This is a genomic window from Mesorhizobium sp. M0830, from assembly GCF_040319965.1.
Taxonomy (GTDB): domain Bacteria; phylum Pseudomonadota; class Alphaproteobacteria; order Rhizobiales; family Rhizobiaceae; genus Mesorhizobium.
In genome coordinates, this window is sequence record NZ_JAMYOR010000092.1 from 1 (window position 1) to 19052 (window position 19052).

Here is a 19052-nt window from a genome sequence, read left to right on the forward strand (position 1 = left end):
AAGAGAAGGCCCCTAAAGAATCAACCTTTCCACTCAACGCAAGACTTACTCTTACTCATATGCGATTCCCCTGCCCTCGAGGGGGGAGATTGGCTGTTCATTCTAATTTCGCCAATCGCAAACGTTAGAGAAAGAGCGACGTCATCGAGGCTGCCAATCTCCCCCCTTGAGGGGGAGATGTCCGGCAGGACAGAGGGGGGTGGCCTGGCGCGTCGCGACATTTGCTTGGCCGGCATCGCCTGAATGTCGACGCCTGCATCTGCCTCCAAAGCCGACTTCCCCTGGTGGCTCGTCGTTGCTGTAATCGTCGCGATCGCGGTGGCCGTCTTCGTCGCCACCAGCAACCTCTACGCCCAGGTCTTCGCCACGGTTGCCAAGGGTATCGGCATCACCATCTTCGTCACCGTGATCGCCTTCGTGCTGGCCTCGGTCATTGGCCTCGGCATCGCGCTGATGGGAATGTCCGGCTCACGCTGGCTACGCCAGATGGCCCGCTTCTATGTCGAGATCATCCGCGGCGTGCCGATCCTGGTGCTGTTGTTCTGGATCGCCTTTGTCGGTGCACCGGCTTTCGTCACGGCCTGGAACGCGCTGACCGAGCCGCTCCAAAGCGCCGGCCTGCTGGGCGAGTTGCTGGTGCGCGACGTGTCACTGTTGTGGCGTGCCATCATGGCGCTGACCATTGGCTATTCGGCCTTCATCTCGGAGGTTTTCCGAGCCGGCATCCAGGCGGTGGAAAAGGGTCAGATCGAAGCGGCGAAGGCACTCGGGCTGAGCCGGGCGCAACGCTTTCGGCTGATCGTATTCCCGCAAGCGATCCGCACCATCCTGCCGCCGCTCGGCAATGACTTCGTCGCTCTGGTCAAAGATTCATCGCTGGTCTCGGTGCTTGGGGTCGCCGACATCACGCAGATGGGCAAGGTCTATGCCGCCGGTTCGTTCCGCTTCTTCGAGACCTATTCGATCGTGGCCTATATCTATCTCATCCTGACGGTAGGCCTGTCCTTGGCCTTGCGCGCACTGGAACGGCGGCTGCATCGCCAGCACGAGCAATAGTTTTCGGGCCAAGACAGCGCTACGATCCCCCAGCATTCTCGTTGAGGAGGTCCCATGATCGTCGACAAAGCCAATGCGGCGCTGGATTCGGTCTATACGGCCGAGACGCCGGAGGCGCTTGAAGAGGCCTATGCCGCATGGGCCGCGACCTATGACAGCGAGACCGCATCGCTCGGCTATCTCCTGCCTTTCCTGATCGCCGCTTGGGTGGCGCGCAATGTGCCGGCAGGCGACGGGCCATTGCTCGATGCCGGCTGCGGCACCGGCCTGTCGGGGCCGTCACTGAAGGCGCTCGGCTACCGCGACATTGCCGGGCTCGACCTTTCCGGCGGCATGCTGAAGATCGCCGGCAGCCGCAACGCCTATAGCGAGCTGAAGCAGGCGATGCTGGGCGGGACTCTGCCCTGGCCGGACGGCCACTTCCGCGCCTTCTTCTCCGCCGGGGTGTTCACCATCAGCCATGCGCCGGCGTCTGGCCTGAATGAACTGGTGCGCATCACCCGGAAGGGCGGACATGCGATCTTCACCGTGCGCGACCAGGTGTTTGAGAGCGGCGGCTTTCAGGCTGTGTTTGACCAACTGGATCAGACGAAAAAATGGCGGGCGGTCGAGCAAAGCCCATGGTTCCGCTGCTATGCGATCGCCGAGCCGGACGCGTTGGTGAAGACGTTTGTGTTCGAAATCCTGTAGCGGAATGAAGCTTGGTCCTCGGCATCCAAGCACCTATCGGCCGGAACCATGTGCACGTCGGTGCGTTCCAAAACCGTGGGGCTGCGCCTCACCGCTACTATGGCGCCGCCGCAGTATCTCGGCACAAGAGGAGAAGGCTGAATGGCGTCCGTCCGTTATATCGTTGCCGACATTGACAAGGCGGTAGAATTCTACCGAGACAATCTCGAATTCAAGGTCGAAATGCACAATCCTGGCAAGTTCGCAGCGCTGCTTCGCGACGATCTTACCCTGTATCTCAGCGCTCCAGGTGCGGGAAGCGGTGGTCAGGCCGGAGGTGAACCGGAGCCAGGCGGATGGAACAGGTTCATGGTCATAACCAGGGGGCTGGACACCCTGATCAGCCGGTTGCGCGCGGCCGACGCGACGTTCCGCGGGGACATCAGCGATGGCGGCGCTGGCCGGGCTATTCTGCTTGAAGATCCATCGGGCAATGTCATTGAGCTGTTCGAATTCAAGAAGGACAGACAGTGATCTCCCCATTTCGTGGGGCGGGCAACCAGGTACCGCGAAGGCACGCAATTGCCGAAAAGCCAAAACATTGGTATGAGCCACGCCATGGAAGAGCTATTTGGCGATCCGGCCTATAAGGGGTTCGTGCTGCAGGACAGGAAACGCCTGCCGTCGCGCTTCTCCGCGCGCGTGTCCGGGGCGCTGACCAGCCGACTTTGCTAGGCCGACCTGGCCAGGTCGTTTCGCCGGGCCGGAAGTCAGGCGTCTGCTCTTTCCCATTCTCATATCGACGGATTTACGCACATGAGCGCACCGCGCACCCTCTACGACAAGATTTTCGACGACCATGTCGTCGACCGCCAGGATGACGGCACCTGCCTGCTCTACATCGACCGCCACCTCGTCCATGAGGTGACCAGCCCGCAGGCCTTCGAGGGCTTGCGCATGACCGGCAGAAAAGTCCGGCATCCGGAAAAGACCCTGGCCGTGGTCGATCACAACGTCTCGACCTCGCCCGAGCGCAAGTTCGGCATCAAGAACGAGGAAAGCCGCATCCAGGTCGAGGCGCTGGCCAAGAACGCCAAGGATTTCGGCGTCGAATACTATTCCGAGAACGATATCCGTCAGGGCATCGTCCATATCATCGGCCCCGAGCAGGGTTTCACCTTGCCCGGCATGACCATCGTCTGCGGCGACAGCCACACCTCGACGCATGGCGCCTTCGGCGCGCTTGCGCACGGCATCGGCACGTCCGAGGTCGAGCATGTGCTGGCGACGCAGACGCTGATCCAGCGCAAAGCCAAGAACATGCTGGTGCGCGTCGACGGCCAGTTGCCGGAAGGCGTCACCGCCAAGGACATCATCTTGGCCATCATCGGCGAGATCGGCACTGCCGGCGGCACCGGCTACGTTATCGAATATGCCGGCGAGGCGATCCGTGCGTTGTCGATGGAAGGACGCATGACGATCTGCAACATGTCGATCGAAGGCGGTGCGCGCGCCGGCCTGATCGCCGCCGACGAGACGACCTTCGCCTATGTCAAGGACAAGCCGCGCGCACCGAAGGGCGCGGCCTGGGATGCGGCACTCGAATACTGGAAGACGCTGCGGTCCGACGAGGGCGCGCATTTCGACAAGGTGATCGTGCTCGACGCGGCCAAGCTGCCACCGATCGTTTCCTGGGGCTCGTCGCCCGAGGATGTCGTGTCGGTGCAAGGCATCGTGCCGAACCCGGAAGACATAACCGATGAGAACAAGCGCACCTCCAAGCAGCGTGCGCTGGACTATATGGGGCTGACGCCAGGCACCAAGATCACCGATATCTCGGTTGATCGCGTCTTCATCGGCTCCTGCACCAATGGCCGTATCGAGGATCTGCGCGCCGTCGCCAAGGTGGTCGAAGGCAAGACGGTCAGCCCGCATGTCGATGCGATGATCGTGCCGGGCTCCGGCCTGGTCAAGGAACAGGCGGAAGCCGAAGGCCTCGACAAGATCTTCGTTGCCGCCGGCTTCGACTGGCGCGAGCCGGGCTGCTCGATGTGCCTTGCCATGAATGACGACCGGCTGAAGCCGCACGAGCGCTGCGCCTCGACCTCGAACCGCAATTTCGAGGGCCGGCAAGGCTTCAAGGGCCGCACCCATCTGGTGTCGCCGGCGATGGCAGCGGCGGCGGCGATCGCCGGCCACTTCGTCGACATCCGCGAGTGGAAGTAACTCCGGAGCGCCCGGCTTCGAATACGTTCCAGGCCCCGGACCGCTTTGCGGCTCCGGGGCCCTTTTTTATCCGGTCCGTTTACATATTCGCTTTCGCTTAACCGCTTGTTTGCGCTTGCGCTCTAAGTCTTTCCCCACGTAAGCGGGGAAATCACAGTCGTTTGGACACGGGTCTGCTCATAGCGCTGCTCAATCCGACGATAGCGTTGGCGCTCGGCGCTGCGTTCCTCGTGCTATGGTCCTATCAACGCCACCGCCCGTATCTCGCCGTGCTGGCGATCAGCTACAGTCTCTCGGCGGTCGGCTTCCTGCTGCAGTATTTCACCTTGCCGATCGGCATGCCGCTGACCAAGCTGGCGTCGAACATCTGCTTCACCATAGCCGGCTGCTGCCTGTCTAGCGCCGTCGTGCACCGCCATGGCCGCAAGGTGCCCTATGTTGGGATCGGCGTGCTGGCGGGTGGCGGCCTGGCGTCGTTGTGCTGGTTCCTGTTCATCGCGCCGGATCTCACCTGGCGTATCCTGGCGATGAATTTCGCTTTCGGCGGGATCAGCCTTCTGGTCGCCGCCGAACTGCGCCCGGTGCGCCGCAACGGTCCGACCGAAAACATCCTGTTCGTGCTGTCGCTGCTGTCGGGCGTCAACTTCTTCGTGCGCACGCTTATCGTCGTAGTCGCGCACGGGCCCTTCACCAGTTATGACGGGTTCTACGGCTCGTCCTACTGGACGACGGCGCTTCTGTCGCACGCTCTGCTGTCGCTGCTCATTGCGCTGTGCCTGTTTTGCGCCGCCGCACTCGACGTGATGAAGGCGCTGAAAACGGAGACGCATACCGATCCGCTGTCGGGCCTGTTCAACCGCCGCGGTTTCGAGGAGCGAGGCATGCTGCTCTTGCGGCACTGCGCCACCGCGCGGTTTCCGGTCGCGCTGGTGCTGGCCGACCTCGATCATTTCAAGGCGCTCAACGACGTGCATGGACATGCGGCGGGCGATCGGGTGATCGCTGATTTCGCCGCCAAGCTTCGCTCCGCGGCAGGCGCACGCGGTGTTGCCGGGCGTATCGGCGGCGAGGAATTCGCCGTGCTGCTGCCGCTCAGCGACCTCGGCGCCGCGCGGCTGTTCGCCGAGGCCGTGCGAACGCTTTATTCGGCTGGCCATGTCGACGGGCTTCCTGTCGGCACCAAGGTCACCGCCAGCTTCGGCGTGGCGGCCCGAAGCGGTGACGAGGCGCTTGAGCCGCTGATGCGCCGTGCCGACGACGCGCTCTACAAAGCCAAAAAGAATGGCCGCGACAGCGTGCGCCTGTCTTATGAGCGGCCGGAAACGGCGTTCGTCCCGGAGCCGCTCAAGCTGGGCTGATCTCGCACGGCCGGGCCGAAAAAACCGGAACCATTTTTGACGACATGCACTAGCATTAACGTCTTCTTCGCCCGTCGATGCTTAGCTGTCGGCGCGGGTGCGGGAAGATCATGAGCGGCGCCAACTTCATCCTTTTGATCAATTTGTCGGTTGCAGGCCTGCTGGCGGCGTCCTTCATGGCGATTGCCATCCATGATGTCGGCCGCGCTGCGGCGCGCTGGCTGGCTTTTGGCTATCTGCTGGGGATGGCCTATTCGGCGATCGAATTCAGCATTCCCGCCTTCACCGACGCGCGGCTCCCGGTCGTTGCCGCCTTCGCGGTTTTCCTTGGCGCCACAATTGCGTTCAATGGCGGCCTTGCCCGTAAATACGACGTGGCGCCGCCCTGGCTGCCGATGCTGTTGTTCCTGGTCGCCACGACCATGGCCGTGTATTTCGTGCAGGACCTGCCGCGCCAGTCGCTGGTCCGCATGATGGCCTACCAGCTTCCCTATGCGGTCATGCAGTTCGTCGGGCTGGCCATCGTCTGGTCATCGAGGCAAGGGCCCGCCCATCTCGATCGCATATTGATGGCCGTTCTGGCAGCGAGCGGCCTGCAGTTTGCCTCAAAGCCGTTCATTGCGCATGCGCTCGGCGGCTGGGGCGCCAATCCGCAAGCCTATCTGCAAAGCAGCTACGCGCTGGTGTCGCAATCGCTCGGCACGGTCTTTGCGTTGGCGCTGGCGCTGCTGATGCTGGCCATCCTGGTTCGCGACGTGCTTGCCGAAGTGACCTCGAAATCGGAGACGGACACGCTTTCGCGCCTGCTCAACCGCGGCGGCTTCACCCGCCATGCGGAGTTGGCGGTGCTTGGCGCGATGCGGCAAGGCGTGCCGGTCGCCCTGGTTATCGCCGACCTCGATCACTTCAAGAGCGTCAACGACAGTTTCGGCCATGCGTCCGGCGACCGGGTGATCGAGACTTTTGCAGGTTTCCTGCGTGAGGCCGCCGCCGGCCATCATGTCGCCGGCCGCATCGGCGGTGAGGAGTTCGCCATCATGCTGCCGGGAACCAATCTTGCCGCCGCCCGGCTGTTTGCCGAGGGCACCCGCAGTGCTTTCAGTGCGCTTCCCATAAACGGGCTGCCGGCGGACAATCGCTGCACAGCGAGTTTCGGCGTCGCCGAACTTCATCCGAGCGAAGATTTTACCGATCTGATGCGGCGCGCCGACCAGGCGCTCTATCAGGCGAAGAATGCCGGGCGCGATTGCGTGCGGATCTCGGCCGGGCCAGCCGACAACTGGTCGTCAGCCGGAATGGACGGCAGAGCAATTCCAGGAGAAATGTGAGACGTTTCCCCGAGAAAGGCGCGGTGCGCTTTCCCTTGGAAATTGCGTCCAAACACGAGTCTAGCGGCAGGGGCTGAGTTCCGGCATCTCACCGTCGGAAAGTCCGTACATATAGGAACGGCCCTTCACCAGCACCGGTGGCCGGTAGCAATCGCTGTAGCCTGATAGATCGTCGGCTTCGTTCTCGTAGATCACCTTGGGCTGGCCGGCGCTGGTGTAGTCGGACAGTTGCTTGGCCAGCCTGCCTTCGCCGACGAGGATGCGCTTGTAGCCGGCGGCGCTGTCGATGACGAGATTGCCGAAGGAATCGGCGTAGACGCGATCCTGATGCCGCGCACCGGCGACTGCTGGCGCCACGAGGCCGACGACCGAGGCCGCCACTGTGAGCGCCGCAAGGCGCGATCTGCCCGAATTCGAACGCATGGCGTCCTCCATGTCTTGAGGAAAGCCTCCTCGAATCGGAAATTAACGCTTTCTTAACCTTTGTTAAGAGGCTGACGCGCTTCGCGGCGATGTCTCGGTGAACATGGTTAATATCCGTTAATATCCGACTGGATGGAAAACGCGGCGGCCATCATTCGGCCATGCTTGGCCGCACCATCGCGCTGGCGTTCGTCTCTGCGTCGGGATGACCTAAATCTTGGCAAAGCATTCGCGGCTGATTTGCCGCGCGGGAGGACGGCAAATGGCGGTACGCCGAATGGTTTGGGTGTCCGTTTTCCCGTTGCTCGTTACCGTTGCTGCCTGTGTGCCGCAGGATGGCGCGCCGAAGGCGGTCAATTCGTCTGCGCCGGCTCAGCCGTCCATCGCAGCCGCGGCGCCCCCGGCAGCTGCAACCAAGATCACCACCGACCTTACTGCGCCGCGATCCGGCATAGGCACGGCCACCTACAGATGCGGCAATAACGGCATGATTGCCATCCAGAATCTCGGCACGTCATTGCGTGTGGTCGGGTCCGACGGCGCGACCGAGGAGTTTGCGGCGTCGCCTGCCAACCAGAGCAGCCGCTACCAGGCGGCCACACATGACGCAATCGTGATCGACGGAAGCGAAGCGCTGGTGATGAAGAAGGGGTCGACGCCGCAGACCTGCAAACGCTAGCGCCAATCTCGATATCACTGGGCCCGGTGACAGACATGTTGCACTGCAGCGATATCGAGCCGGCTTCGGGCCCCAGCGCTAATCGATTGAAGCCGGGAGCCTGCCGTTTAGTCAGACTAAATTACGTTTTCGAAACGGTTTTCTGGCTTTGACGCGGTGCAAAAAGAGCATTAGAAACCGGCTGTCCGAAGTCGCAACCGGAAGCGGCAATGCCGCATTTCCACATGAGGCAGGAGACGCCGAACTGGGGGAGCCATGAGCAAATCACCAGCCACCCGCGAATTTGCCAGACGTGAACGGCCGCTTTCGCCACATCTGAGCGTGTACCGGCCGCCGATCACGATGACGATGTCGATCATCCATCGCATCACGGGCGGGGCGCTGTATTTCGGCACGCTGCTGGTCGCGCTGTGGTTGATGGCTGCGGCAAGCTCGCAGGCGACGTTCGACTGGGTCAACTGGGCCTTCGGCACCTGGCTCGGCCGGTTGATCCTGTTCGGCTACACCTGGGCGCTGATGCACCACATGCTGGGTGGCGTGCGCCATCTGGTCTGGGACACCGGCAACGGTCTGGAGAAGCACACGGCCTCGAAGATCGCCTGGGCGACGCTGGCCGGCTCCATCCTGCTCACGCTGCTGATCTGGATCGCCGGCTATATGGCGCGGGGAGCCTGATCATGAGCGACAACAACTCCGACATGCGCACGCCGCTGGCGAAGGTCCGCGGCCTCGGGTCCGCCCGCGAGGGTACCGGACATTTCTGGCGCCAGCGCCTGACCGCGATCGCCAACATCCCGCTGATGCTGTTCTTCGTCGGTTTCCTGATTGCGCTCAACGGCGCCGACTATGAGCATGTGCGGGCAGCCCTTGCCAATCCGTTCGTGGCGATGGTGATGGCCCTGGTGCTGGTCTCCGGGCTCACCCATATGCGCCTCGGCATGCAGGCGATCATCGAGGATTACGTGCACGGCGAGGGCATGAAGCTGGCGCTGATCGCGCTCAACACATTTTTCCCCATAGCGGTCGGCGTCGCCTCGATCTTCGCCCTGCTCAAGCTGACATTCGGAGGCTGAGTTGGCCAAGGACGCAAAACGAGCCAACGCCGCTGGCTATACTTATGTCGATCACAAGTTCGACGTCGTTGTCGTCGGCGCCGGCGGTGCCGGGCTGCGCGCTACGCTCGGCATGGCCGAACAGGGCCTGCGCACCGCCTGCATCACCAAGGTGTTCCCGACCCGCTCGCACACGGTGGCGGCGCAGGGCGGCATTGCCGCTTCACTTGCGAATATGGGACCCGACAATTGGCAATGGCACCTTTTCGATACCGTCAAGGGATCGGATTGGCTGGGTGACATCGACGCGCAGGAGTACATGGTCCAGCAGGCGCCCGCCGCCGTCTACGAACTCGAACATTACGGCGTGCCGTTCTCGCGCACCGAGGAGGGCAAGATCTATCAGCGGCCGTTCGGCGGCATGATGATGAATTTCGGCGAAGGCCCGCCGGTGCAGCGCACATGCGCCGCCGCAGACCGGACCGGCCACGCCATGCTGCACACGCTCTATGGCCAGTCGCTGAAGAACAATGCCCAGTTCTTCATCGAGTATTTCGCACTCGACCTGATCATGGAGCCGGACGGGACCTGTACAGGCGTCGTCGCATGGAACCTCGACGACGGCACCATCCACCGCTTCTCGGCCAAGATGGTGGTGCTGGCGACAGGCGGCTATGGCCGCACCTATTTCTCGGCCACCTCGGCGCACACCTGCACCGGCGACGGCGGCGGCATGGCCGCGCGGGCGGGTTTCGCGCTTCAGGACATGGAGTTCGTGCAGTTCCACCCGACCGGAATCTACGGCGCCGGCTGCCTGATCACCGAGGGCGCGCGCGGCGAGGGCGGCTATCTCGTCAACTCCGAGGGCGAGCGTTTCATGGAGCGCTACGCGCCATCGGCCAAGGACCTTGCCTCGCGCGATGTCGTCTCGCGCTGCATGACGCTTGAGATCCGCGAAGGCCGCGGCGTCGGCCCGAAGAAGGACCATATCTTCCTGCACCTCGACCACCTCGATCCGGCCGTGCTGCATGAGCGGCTGCCGGGCATTTCGGAATCGGCCAAGATCTTTGCCGGCGTCGACCTGACCAAGGAGCCGATCCCGGTGCTGCCGACGGTGCACTACAATATGGGCGGCGTGCCGACCAACTACTGGGGCGAGGTGCTCAACCCGACGGCACTCAATCCCGACCAGGTGTCGCCGGGGCTGATGGCGGTCGGAGAGGCCGGCTGCGCCTCGGTGCATGGCGCCAACCGGCTCGGTTCGAACTCGCTGATCGACCTGGTGGTGTTCGGCCGCGCGGCGGCGATCCGGGCGGGCCAGGTCATCGACCGCAATTCGGCGATCCCTTCGCCCAATGAGGCCTCGGTCGAAAAGATCATGGACCGCTTCGATCGGCTGCGCCACGCCAGCGGCTCGACGCCGACGGCGGTACTGCGCGAGAAGATGCAGAAGGCGATGCAGGAAGACGCGGCGGTGTTCCGTACCCAGGAATCGCTGGACAGCGGCTGCGAACGCATTTCGCAGATCTGGGGCGAGCTCAGGGATGTCAAGGTGTTCGATCGCTCGATGATCTGGAACTCCGACCTTGTCGAAACGCTGGAACTGGAAAACCTGATGGCCAACGCCATCACCACGGTCTACGGCGCCGCGGCGCGCAAGGAGAGCCGTGGCGCGCATGCGCGGGAGGATTTTTCAGCCCGAGATGATGCCAACTGGCGCAAGCACACGCTGGCCAGGCTCAGCGAAGACGGCAAGGTGACGCTCAGCTATCGGCCAGTGCACACCGAACTGCTGCTCAAGGAACAAGATGGGGGTATCAACCCGGTCAAGATCGCACCGAAGGCCAGGGTGTATTGACGATGGCGCTGGCGGCCTCGGGATATTCCGGCACGGCCCTTCCGGCCAAGCTCGGCCTGAAGGACGGCATGACCGCCGCCTTCATCGCGCTCCCCGATGATCTCAGCGATCTCACTGAGGCCGTTGACTTCGCTCAAGTCGATCGGCTGGCCGATTGGTCTGATATTTCGGGAACGATCCTGAAATACGACGCCGTCCATGCCTTCGCCCGGCAACGCGCCGAGATCGAGGATCGCCTCGGCGATGTCGAGGCAGCGATCAAGCGCGACGGCATGGTCTGGGTCTCCTGGCCGAAGAAGGCTTCGAAGGTGGCCACCGACGTCACCGAGGGCGTTGTTCGCGCCGAGGCGCTGAAGCGCGATCTCGTCGACGTGAAAGTGGCCACCGTCAATGAAATCTGGTCCGGGCTGAAGCTCGTCATCCGAAAGGACCTGAGGTAATGGTCGAACTGACACTCCCCAAGAATTCGCAGATCAAGGCGGGGAAAACCTGGCCGAAGCCGGAAGGCGCAACCAATCTGCGCGAGTACCGCATTTACCGCTGGTCACCGGACGATGACGAGAACCCGCGCATCGACACCTATTTCGTCGACATGGACGATTGCGGGCCGATGGTGCTCGACGCGCTGCTCTGGATCAAGAACAAGATCGATCCGACGCTGACCTTGCGCCGCTCCTGCCGCGAGGGCATTTGCGGCTCCTGCGCCATGAACATCGACGGCTCCAACACGCTGGCCTGCACCAAGGGATGCGACGACATTTCCGGCGCCGTCAAGGTCTATCCGCTGCCGCATATGCAGGTGGTCAAGGATTTGGTGCCGGACCTTACCAATTTCTACGCCCAGCATGCCTCGATCCAGCCATGGCTGAAGACGGTGTCGCCTGAGCCGGCCAAGGAATGGCTGCAGAGCCATGAGGACCGCGAGAAGCTCGACGGGCTCTACGAGTGCATCCTGTGCGCCTGCTGCTCGACCTCGTGCCCGAGCTATTGGTGGAACGGCGATCGCTATCTCGGTCCGGCAACGCTTTTGCAGGCCTATCGCTGGCTGATCGATAGCCGCGACGAGGCCAAGGGCGAGCGGCTCGACGATCTCGAGGATCCGTTCCGGCTCTATCGCTGCCACACCATCATGAACTGCGCGCAAACGTGCCCCAAGGGCCTCAACCCGGCCAAGGCGATCGCCGAGATCAAGAAGATGATGGTTGAGAGAAGGGTCTAGGCGGCAGGTTGGTTGCCGGCGCGAGCAAATCCAATGAGCGATGATCTTCCAATTCTTTCCCCCGTCGAGGCGCGCATCCTCGGCTGCCTGATCGAGAAGAAGGAGCTGACGCCGGATGTCTATCCGCTGACGCTCAATGCAGCACTGGCCGCCGCCAACCAGAAGACGGCGCGCGAGCCGGTGATGGCGCTGGAACAGGTCGAGGTACACCGGGGGCTGAAGCTGCTCGAACAAAAGGGGCTGGTGCGGCAGATGTTCGGTTCGCGCGTCGAGCGCTACGAGCATCAGATGGCGCAGCGCTTCTCGCTGACCACGCCGCAGACCGCTTTGATCGGCCTGCTGTTGCTGCGCGGGCCGCAGACGGCACATGAGTTGCTGGCGCGGAGCGAGCGTATGGCGCGGTTCTCATCGATCGAAGATCTGCGCGCCGAACTCGATATGCTGATCGGCCGCCGACCGCCACTCATCCAGGAAATCCCGCGCGGACCAGGCCAACGCGAGGACCGCTACGTGCATCTCCTCAGCGGCCCTGTGGACGTTGCAGCCCTTTCGGCGCAGCGGAGTGCATCGGCCCTGCCGGCTTCCGACCTGGAGGCGCGGTTGGAGGCGCTGGAGCAGGAAGTCGCCGCACTTCGCGCCCGGCTAGACGCGCTGGGCGCATAACGCCGGCGCGCCTGTGCGTTCGCGCCGGGTCATCACGCTGGATCCAGCGTGCTCAGCCGAGCCGAGCGTCAATCGATACATTTATGGCGCCGAGCGCCTTCGAGACCGGACATCCGGCCTTGGCCTTTTCGGCCAGCTCCCCAAATTTCGCGGCATCGATGCCGGGCACCTTGCCGACCACCGTGAGGGCGCTGCCGGTGATCCCCGTGCCGGGAACCAGCGTCACCACCGCCTTGGCGTCGAGTTCGGTGGCGGGCGTGCCGTTCTCGGCCAGGAAATGAGAGAACTGCATGGCAAAGCAGCCGGCGTGCGCCGCCGCGATCAACTCTTCCGGATTGGTGCCGGATTTGCCGCTTTCGTCCTCGAAGCGTGCCTTGAACGAATAGGGCGTGCCCTTCAGGGTTCCGCTCTGGGTGTCGAGCGTGCCCGTGCCCCCCTTCAGATCGCCTTTCCAGACGGCGTTTGCGGTGCGGTCCATGAATTCCTCCTTGGTTGTCGTGGCTGGGGTCGCCGCGGCTGGTTGCCTGGGGGAGCCCCCGGCGTCCGGTCAACTATAGCGCGCCCGAAGGCGAAGGCCACTGGGCTCTTTGAACCACTGCGCAGTTGGTGGCCAAATTCTTTTCGAAAAAGTGCATGTGCAAAAATGTCGGCTTTGATCTCCCGCGCCCGTCCTGCGGGCGGCCATGAGGTTGTGGCCGGATGGAGGTTCGCATGGACAATCTGTTTTTCGCACTGTGGAAAGGCGCAGGCCACAAGGCCGGGCGACGAGAAGACTTCTGGCTGCATCCGCCGGCGTCCGGCTTTGGCCGGCTTCTGGCGGCGGTTGCCATCATCGGCATCGCGGCGTGCCTTCTCGACCATGCGGCGGCGGTCAGGGGCAACGCTGACACGCTCGTCACCGCGTCCTATGGTTCGACTGGTCCGACGCAGCAAGGGAGCTGGAAATGAAATATGTCTGTCTGGTCTATGGTGAGGAAAAGGACCTGCATGCCATGACGCCGGAGCGTCTGGCCAAGCTCGATGCCGATTCGATGGCTCATGACCGTTCGTTGGATCAGCGTGGGATACTGATCATCGCCCAGGCGCTGCAATCGGTGAAAACGTCGAAGACCCTTCGCAGGCGCAAGGGCAAGAGCCTGATCACCGACGGCCCGTTCGCCGAAACCAAGGAGCAATTGCTCGGCTTCGTCATGATCGAGGCTGATAATCTTGACCAGGCGCTGGAGATCGCCGCCGAGATTCCGCTGGCCGAAATCGGCACTATCGAGGTGCGCGCGATCTACGATGTGCCGGGATCGTAGAGGCGATTCCTTCGTCGCCCGTCGTCTGGAGCGGTGGTTTCATCGGAAGCGCCTGGCGGGGTCCGAGTTCTTCGCCCGGCGCAACTCTTGCATGTTGAAGCACCGCAAGAGTTCTCCTATCGTTGGCGGGATTTTGGGGGGTGTCGGCATGCCGTTCTTGATTGCTGTCCTTGGCGTGCTGGGCGCGGCGGCGTTCTGGTGGTACCGGATGAAGGCCATGAACGAGGCTGCGCGTGACGTTGCCGATGTCATCGGCCGGGTCCAGGGTTCGGTGCGCCGCAAGAAGCTGCGCAAGCAGGCGGCCCTGTCGCCACTGACCGCGATCGACGATCCGGTGGTGGCCGCCGCGACGCTGATCACCGCAATCGTCTCCGAGGAAGGGCCGGTCCTGCCGCGACGCGAGGCTGTCATTCGCTTGGTGATCTCCGAGATCGCCGACAAGAAGAAGACGGACGAAGCGGTGATCTACGCCAAATGGGCGGCAGCACAGATCGACGACACCACTGTTGTCATCGACAAGCTGGCGCCGTTCCTGCGCGAACGCCTCGATGTCGCCGAGCGCAACGACCTGCTGCAGATGGTCAACCGCGCCGCCCAAGGCGGCGAGAAACGCCTCGAGATATCCGACCAGAGGATTTTGCGGCTGCGGCAGAAGCTGGGTTTCGAGGTGAATTAGGGGTATGCTGATATTCAGGTGATGCCGGCCTGCGAACGGCGGCTTCCTGCGCTTCCGGTGCTCACGTACCCAAACGCACGCTCCGCTCCGGTTCTCGGAACCCACCGTTCTCGACTCGGCCTGACCTGAATCTCAACACACCCTTGCGTGTAATGACACCCCGATCAGATCGCCTCGCCCTTCAACAATCGAGGCGTGCTAGCGGACAGTCCCGACGCCTGGCGGATGAAGAACTCCTTCAGGCGCGGCATGCGTTCGACCAAGCCGAGGCCGATGTCGCGGACGGCGCGCAGCGGGCCGATGTCGTTGGAAAACAGCCGGTTCAGCACATCCGTCGTGATGCCCATCTGGACCGTGTCGAAGCGGCGCCATTGCTGGTAGCGTTCGAGCACGTCGAGCGCGCCGATATCCTGGCCGATCCGGTCGGCCTCGACGATCACCTCGGCAAGTGCGGCGACATCCTTGAAGCCGAGATTGAGGCCCTGCCCGGCGATCGGATGGATGCCATGGGCGGCGTCGCCGGCGAGCGCGATGCGCGGAGCGACGAAGGCGCGGGCGATGGTGAGGCCGAGCGGCCAGGCGCGCGGCTTGTCGGCAACGCGGATCTCGCCGAGCTTCAGACCAAAGCGCTGTTCGAGTTCATGCTCGAAGACGAGGTCGTCACCGGCCACCAGCTTCTCGGCATCCTGCGTGCGCTCGACCCAGACGATCGACGAGCGATTGGTACCGTCCTCGCTGGGCTTGAGCGGCAACGTCGCGAAAGGGCCGGCCGGCAGGAAATGCTCTTCGGCGCGGCCGTTGTGCGGGCGTTCATGCGCGACCGTGCAGACGATTCCGGACTGGCCATATTCCCACTTCACCGTCTTGATGCCGGCCATGTCGCGCAGCTTGGAGTTGACGCCGTCGGCGGCGACCAGCAGCCGCGCCTTCAGCGTCGCGCCGTCGGCGAGATGCACGGTGATGCCACCGCCGTTGGTCTCGAAACCCTGCACCGCCACGCCTTCGATGATGTCGATGCCGAGTTTCTCGGCGCGGGCCCGCAAGGCGCCGTTCAGCACTTTGTTGGCGACCATATGCGCAAATGGCTCGCCCGGCGCCACTTCGCCGTCGAAGGTCAGGAAGACCGGACGCACCGGATCGGAGGTGCGCGAATCGGTGATGATCATCTCGGTGATCGCCTGGGCCTGCGGCGCTATCTCTGCCCACACGCCGAGCTGGTCGAGCATGCGGCCGGCGGCGGCGGCAATGGCCGAAGCGCGGCCATCCCTTTGCCAGACACCGGCCGGCGCGGCATCGACGAGAGCGACAGCAAGGCCCGGACGTGCCTGCTTCAGCGATACGGCGCTGGCCAGGCCGACATAACCGGCGCCGGCGACCAGAACATCGGGTCCAGACTTGGTTTTCGTGTCCACCTTGCGTTGCATCAACTTCGCTCCTTGCGCGCCAGCCGCGTCTTGCGCCCTTGACTGCCTGTCCGTCCTGTCGGAAACCGCCATAACACTTCTGCGGCGAGGGCGCGAAATATGACGGCAGCCATGGACGAGCTTCTCGGCATTCTCGACCTCGAGAAGCTGGAACACAATCTGTATCGTGGTCGCAGTCCCTTGCTCGACTGGCAGCGCGTCTTCGGCGGCCAGACCATCGCCCAGGCACTGGTCGCGGCGCAGCGAACCGTCGACCCCGATCGTCACGTGCATTCGCTGCATGGCTATTTCATGCGGCCCGGCGATACCAAGGTGCCGATCGTGTACGAGGTCGACCGCATCCGCGACGGCGGCTCCTTCACCACGCGGCGCGTGGTGGCGATCCAGCACGGCCAGGCGATCTTTTCGCTGGAGGCCTCCTTCCAGCAGGATGAGGTCGGTCTCGAACACCAGGTGCCGATGCCGCAGGACGTTCCCGGACCCGACACGTTGCTGTCGCAGCGCGAGTTGCTGGGCAAGTTTGGCGAGGCGGTGCCCGAAGGCATCAAACGCTACTGGGAGCGCGACCGGCCGATCGAGATGAAGCCGGTGATGCTGAAGCATTACACGAGCCGCGAAAAGCTGGAGCCGAAGCAGAACATCTGGATCCGCACCACCGGTCCGGTTCCGGCGGATCGCGCCATCCAGGCGGCGGTGCTCGCCTATCTCTCCGACATGACGCTGCTCGACACCTCGACCTTTGCGCATGGCCGCGCCATTTTCGACCGCGATATCCAGGCGGCGAGCCTCGACCATGCCATGTGGTTCCACCGCAGCCATGCGCTCGACGATTGGATGCTCTACACGCAGGACAGCCCGTCGACACAGGGCTCGCGCGGCTTCACGCGCGGGTCGCTGTTTGCCCGCGACGGCACGTTGATTGCCTCGGTTGCGCAAGAAGGGCTGATCCGGCTCAAGCGACCGCCTACAGAGTAGGCATTTTTCGAAAATTGCATAGTTTTTAAGCAGATGCTTTGCCGTTGTTGCGGGCACCTCACGGCTTTGGCCGCCTTCATCCCTTTGTTTACAACGGGTTAACACCCTGCTTCGGCACTTGGCACGGAGCTTGAATCCACGTGGGCACTCTCCGGCTCTTTAGGATCGGTGAAGTCGTGCAAACGCGGGGGACCGCAACAGCAAAGGGTGCAACCTTATGAAAATCGTGATGGCAATCATCAAGCCGTTCAAGCTCGACGAGGTCCGCGAAGCGCTTACCGCCGTCGGCATCCAGGGCCTGACCGTCACCGAAGTCAAAGGCTACGGGCGTCAGAAAGGGCACACGGAAATCTATCGCGGGGCGGAATACGCGGTCAGCTTCCTGCCGAAGATCAAGATCGAAGTCGCGGTCAGTGCCGACATGGTCGACAAGGCCGTCGAAGCCATCACCTCAGCCGCCAAGACCGGCCAGATCGGCGACGGCAAGATCTTCGTTTTCGGCATCGATCAGGCGGTGCGCATCCGCACCGGCGAAACAGACACCGACGCGCTCTGAGCGGCGATCACGTATTCCAATGGAGAGTTCAATGAATATTCCTTCTACCTTAAAGACGACGGGACGAGCCGCCCTTTTGGGTTCGCTCGCTCTTGCGGCGTTGGGCACGGTCGCCGCCTTCGCGCAGCAAGCGGCTCCTGCCGCGACAGCGGCTGCACCGGCTGCCCCGACCCCGGTGCTCGACACCGGCAACACTGCCTGGATGCTGACCTCGACGGCGCTCGTGCTGATGATGACCATCCCGGGCCTGGCGCTGTTTTACGGCGGCATGGTGCGCAAGAAGAACGTGCTCGCCACCATCATGCAGAGCTTTGCCATCACCTGCCTGGTGACGGTGCTGTGGTTCATGTTCGGCTATTCGCTGGCCTTTTCCGACGGCGGCGGCATGAACAGCTATCTCGGCGGCACCTCGAAATTCTTCCATCACGGCATCACCACTGCCTCGCTGTGGCTGCCGGGCGTCGCGAATATTCCTGAATTCGTGTTCTCGATGTTCCAGATGACCTTCGCCATCATCACTCCGGCGCTGATTGCCGGCGCCTTCGCCGAACGCTTCAAGTTCTCGGCGCTGCTGATCTTCATGGCGCTGTGGCTGCTGGTCATCTACGTGCCGATCGCGCATTGGGTCTGGGGTGGCGGCTTCCTCGGCACGGCCGGCGTGCTCGACTTTGCCGGCGGCACGGTCGTCCACATCAACGCCGGTGTCGCGGGTCTGGTCTGCGCGCTGGTTCTCGGCAAGCGTGAAGGCTACGGAGCCACCAATATGGCGCCGCACAACCTGGTCTATTCGGTGATCGGCGCTTCGCTGTTGTGGGTCGGCTGGTTCGGCTTCAACGCCGGTTCGGAACTGGCCGCCGACGGCCTCGCCGGCGCTGCAATGCTCAACACCCAGGTTGCGACCGCGGCCGCGGCACTCGCCTGGATGTTCGCCGAATGGATCGTCGCCAAGAAGCCTTCGGTGCTCGGCATTATCTCCGGCGCCGTCGCCGGCCTGGTCGCGGTGACACCTGCCTCCGGCTTCGTCAACCCGACCGGCGCCTTCATCGTCGGCATCGTTGCGGGCGTCGTCTGCTACCTCTCGGCGGTCAAGGTCAAGCACATGTTCGGCTACGACGACTCGCTCGATGCCTTCGGCGTGCATGGCGTCGGCGGTGTCATCGGCGCTCTGCTCACCGGTGTGCTCGCCGATCCGGCGATCAACAGCCTCGGTGCAGGCGCTTCGCTCGGCAAGCAGATCTACGGCGTCGCCGTCACCATCGTGTGGACGGGGATTGCAACCTTCGTGATCCTCTACATCGTCAAGGCGCTGGTCGGCCTGCGTCCGACGACCCAGGAAGAGGTCGAAGGCCTCGACATCTCCCAGCATGGCGAAGTGGTGCCGTAAGGCCAACTCCGCCTCACGGGGCCGGTGGAACCTCCTCCCGCCGACCCCCCAAACCATCCCGTCGTGACACTCTCGAAAGGAGTTCACGCATTGAGGCCCGGATCATTTCCGGGCCTCTTTTTTGGTGCGCCAGGCATGGCGCGTAGCGCCGTGACTGGCGCTGCCTGGACCGCTGTGGTGGTGGTTCAGGCGACTTGGGGGTGGA

The 19052-nt window shown here is 63.2% G+C and carries 22 protein-coding genes; 19 read left to right on the forward strand and 3 right to left on the reverse strand.

The window, feature by feature from the left end; translation table 11 throughout:
* The first annotated feature begins 243 nt into the window (after positions 1–243).
* The 6 genes from NKI20_RS31485 (at position 244) to NKI20_RS31510 (ending at position 6637) form a co-directional block, all read left to right on the forward strand.
* Complete coding sequence (locus tag NKI20_RS31485) at positions 244–1056, forward strand: amino acid ABC transporter permease (RefSeq protein ID WP_352837784.1); 813 nt, start codon at positions 244–246, stop codon at positions 1054–1056.
* A 54-nt stretch (positions 1057–1110) separates the two neighbouring features.
* Positions 1111–1746: a class I SAM-dependent DNA methyltransferase gene (locus NKI20_RS31490; RefSeq protein WP_352837785.1), complete on the forward strand. Its 636-nt coding sequence runs from the start codon at positions 1111–1113 to the stop codon at positions 1744–1746.
* Positions 1747–1887: 141 nt separating this feature from the next.
* Positions 1888–2259 (forward strand): VOC family protein, encoded by a 372-nt coding sequence (locus NKI20_RS31495; protein ID WP_352606013.1) that lies wholly within the window; start codon positions 1888–1890, stop codon positions 2257–2259.
* 282 nt (positions 2260–2541) lie between these two features.
* Positions 2542–3951: a 3-isopropylmalate dehydratase large subunit gene (gene leuC, locus NKI20_RS31500; RefSeq protein WP_352837786.1), complete on the forward strand. Its 1410-nt coding sequence runs from the start codon at positions 2542–2544 to the stop codon at positions 3949–3951.
* Positions 3952–4112: 161 nt separating this feature from the next.
* Positions 4113–5309, forward strand: a complete 1197-nt coding sequence (locus NKI20_RS31505; RefSeq protein ID WP_352837788.1) for a GGDEF domain-containing protein — start codon at positions 4113–4115, stop codon at positions 5307–5309.
* A gap of 110 nt (positions 5310–5419) precedes the next feature.
* Positions 5420–6637, forward strand: coding sequence for a GGDEF domain-containing protein (locus tag NKI20_RS31510; RefSeq protein WP_352837790.1), 1218 nt, complete (start codon positions 5420–5422; stop codon positions 6635–6637).
* 60 nt (positions 6638–6697) lie between these two features.
* Here the strand turns inward: NKI20_RS31510 and NKI20_RS31515 are convergent, their stop codons facing one another.
* A complete protein-coding gene (locus tag NKI20_RS31515) occupies positions 6698–7060 on the reverse strand; it encodes a hypothetical protein (protein WP_023760958.1) in 363 nt (120 codons plus the stop codon).
* 262 nt (positions 7061–7322) lie between these two features.
* Between NKI20_RS31515 and NKI20_RS31520 the strand changes: the two genes are divergently transcribed.
* From NKI20_RS31520 to NKI20_RS31550, 7 genes are all read left to right on the forward strand, one after another.
* Positions 7323–7739, forward strand: coding sequence for a hypothetical protein (locus tag NKI20_RS31520; RefSeq protein ID WP_352606116.1), 417 nt, complete (start codon positions 7323–7325; stop codon positions 7737–7739).
* A 255-nt stretch (positions 7740–7994) separates the two neighbouring features.
* The gene (gene sdhC / locus NKI20_RS31525) at positions 7995–8414 is read left to right on the forward strand and encodes a succinate dehydrogenase, cytochrome b556 subunit (RefSeq protein ID WP_352486155.1); all 420 of its coding nucleotides are present in this window, start codon (positions 7995–7997) and stop codon (positions 8412–8414) included.
* 2 nt (positions 8415–8416) lie between these two features.
* Positions 8417–8812 (forward strand): succinate dehydrogenase, hydrophobic membrane anchor protein, encoded by a 396-nt coding sequence (sdhD, locus tag NKI20_RS31530; RefSeq protein ID WP_023760955.1) that lies wholly within the window; start codon positions 8417–8419, stop codon positions 8810–8812.
* 1 nt (position 8813) lies between these two features.
* Entirely contained in the window at positions 8814–10649 is a 1836-nt protein-coding gene (gene sdhA, locus NKI20_RS31535) for a succinate dehydrogenase flavoprotein subunit (protein ID WP_352837793.1), read from the forward strand.
* 2 nt (positions 10650–10651) lie between these two features.
* Positions 10652–11089: a DUF3052 family protein gene (locus NKI20_RS31540; RefSeq protein WP_352837795.1), complete on the forward strand. Its 438-nt coding sequence runs from the start codon at positions 10652–10654 to the stop codon at positions 11087–11089.
* Positions 11089–11868, forward strand: a complete 780-nt coding sequence (locus NKI20_RS31545; protein ID WP_023760952.1) for a succinate dehydrogenase iron-sulfur subunit — start codon at positions 11089–11091, stop codon at positions 11866–11868. The genes NKI20_RS31540 and NKI20_RS31545 overlap by 1 nt, the downstream gene beginning before the upstream one ends.
* 33 nt (positions 11869–11901) lie before the next feature.
* The gene (locus NKI20_RS31550; RefSeq protein ID WP_352837797.1) at positions 11902–12531 is read left to right on the forward strand and encodes a YceH family protein; all 630 of its coding nucleotides are present in this window, start codon (positions 11902–11904) and stop codon (positions 12529–12531) included.
* A 52-nt stretch (positions 12532–12583) separates the two neighbouring features.
* Here the strand turns inward: NKI20_RS31550 and NKI20_RS31555 are convergent, their stop codons facing one another.
* A complete protein-coding gene (locus NKI20_RS31555) occupies positions 12584–13009 on the reverse strand; it encodes an OsmC family protein (RefSeq protein ID WP_352837799.1) in 426 nt (141 codons plus the stop codon).
* 233 nt (positions 13010–13242) lie between these two features.
* Here NKI20_RS31555 and NKI20_RS31560 point away from each other — a divergent pair, with 233 nt between their 5' ends.
* From NKI20_RS31560 to NKI20_RS31570, 3 genes are all read left to right on the forward strand, one after another.
* A complete protein-coding gene (locus tag NKI20_RS31560) occupies positions 13243–13479 on the forward strand; it encodes a hypothetical protein (RefSeq protein WP_352837801.1) in 237 nt (78 codons plus the stop codon).
* Entirely contained in the window at positions 13476–13832 is a 357-nt protein-coding gene (locus NKI20_RS31565) for a YciI family protein (RefSeq protein WP_023760948.1), read from the forward strand. The genes NKI20_RS31560 and NKI20_RS31565 overlap by 4 nt, the downstream gene beginning before the upstream one ends.
* Before the next feature lie 148 nt (positions 13833–13980).
* Positions 13981–14508 (forward strand): hypothetical protein, encoded by a 528-nt coding sequence (locus NKI20_RS31570; protein WP_023760947.1) that lies wholly within the window; start codon positions 13981–13983, stop codon positions 14506–14508.
* 164 nt (positions 14509–14672) lie between these two features.
* Here NKI20_RS31570 and NKI20_RS31575 read toward each other — a convergent pair whose 3' ends face one another.
* Positions 14673–15932, reverse strand: a complete 1260-nt coding sequence (locus NKI20_RS31575; protein WP_352837803.1) for a ubiquinone biosynthesis hydroxylase — start codon at positions 15930–15932, stop codon at positions 14673–14675.
* 99 nt (positions 15933–16031) lie between these two features.
* Here NKI20_RS31575 and tesB point away from each other — a divergent pair, with 99 nt between their 5' ends.
* The 3 genes from tesB (at position 16032) to NKI20_RS31590 (ending at position 18847) form a co-directional block, all read left to right on the forward strand.
* Entirely contained in the window at positions 16032–16907 is an 876-nt protein-coding gene (gene tesB / locus NKI20_RS31580; protein ID WP_352837804.1) for an acyl-CoA thioesterase II, read from the forward strand.
* A 217-nt stretch (positions 16908–17124) separates the two neighbouring features.
* Positions 17125–17463, forward strand: a complete 339-nt coding sequence (locus NKI20_RS31585; protein WP_023760944.1) for a P-II family nitrogen regulator — start codon at positions 17125–17127, stop codon at positions 17461–17463.
* Between the two features lie 31 nt (positions 17464–17494).
* Positions 17495–18847, forward strand: a complete 1353-nt coding sequence (locus NKI20_RS31590) for an ammonium transporter (RefSeq protein ID WP_352837805.1) — start codon at positions 17495–17497, stop codon at positions 18845–18847.
* Positions 18848–19052 lie beyond the last annotated feature (205 nt).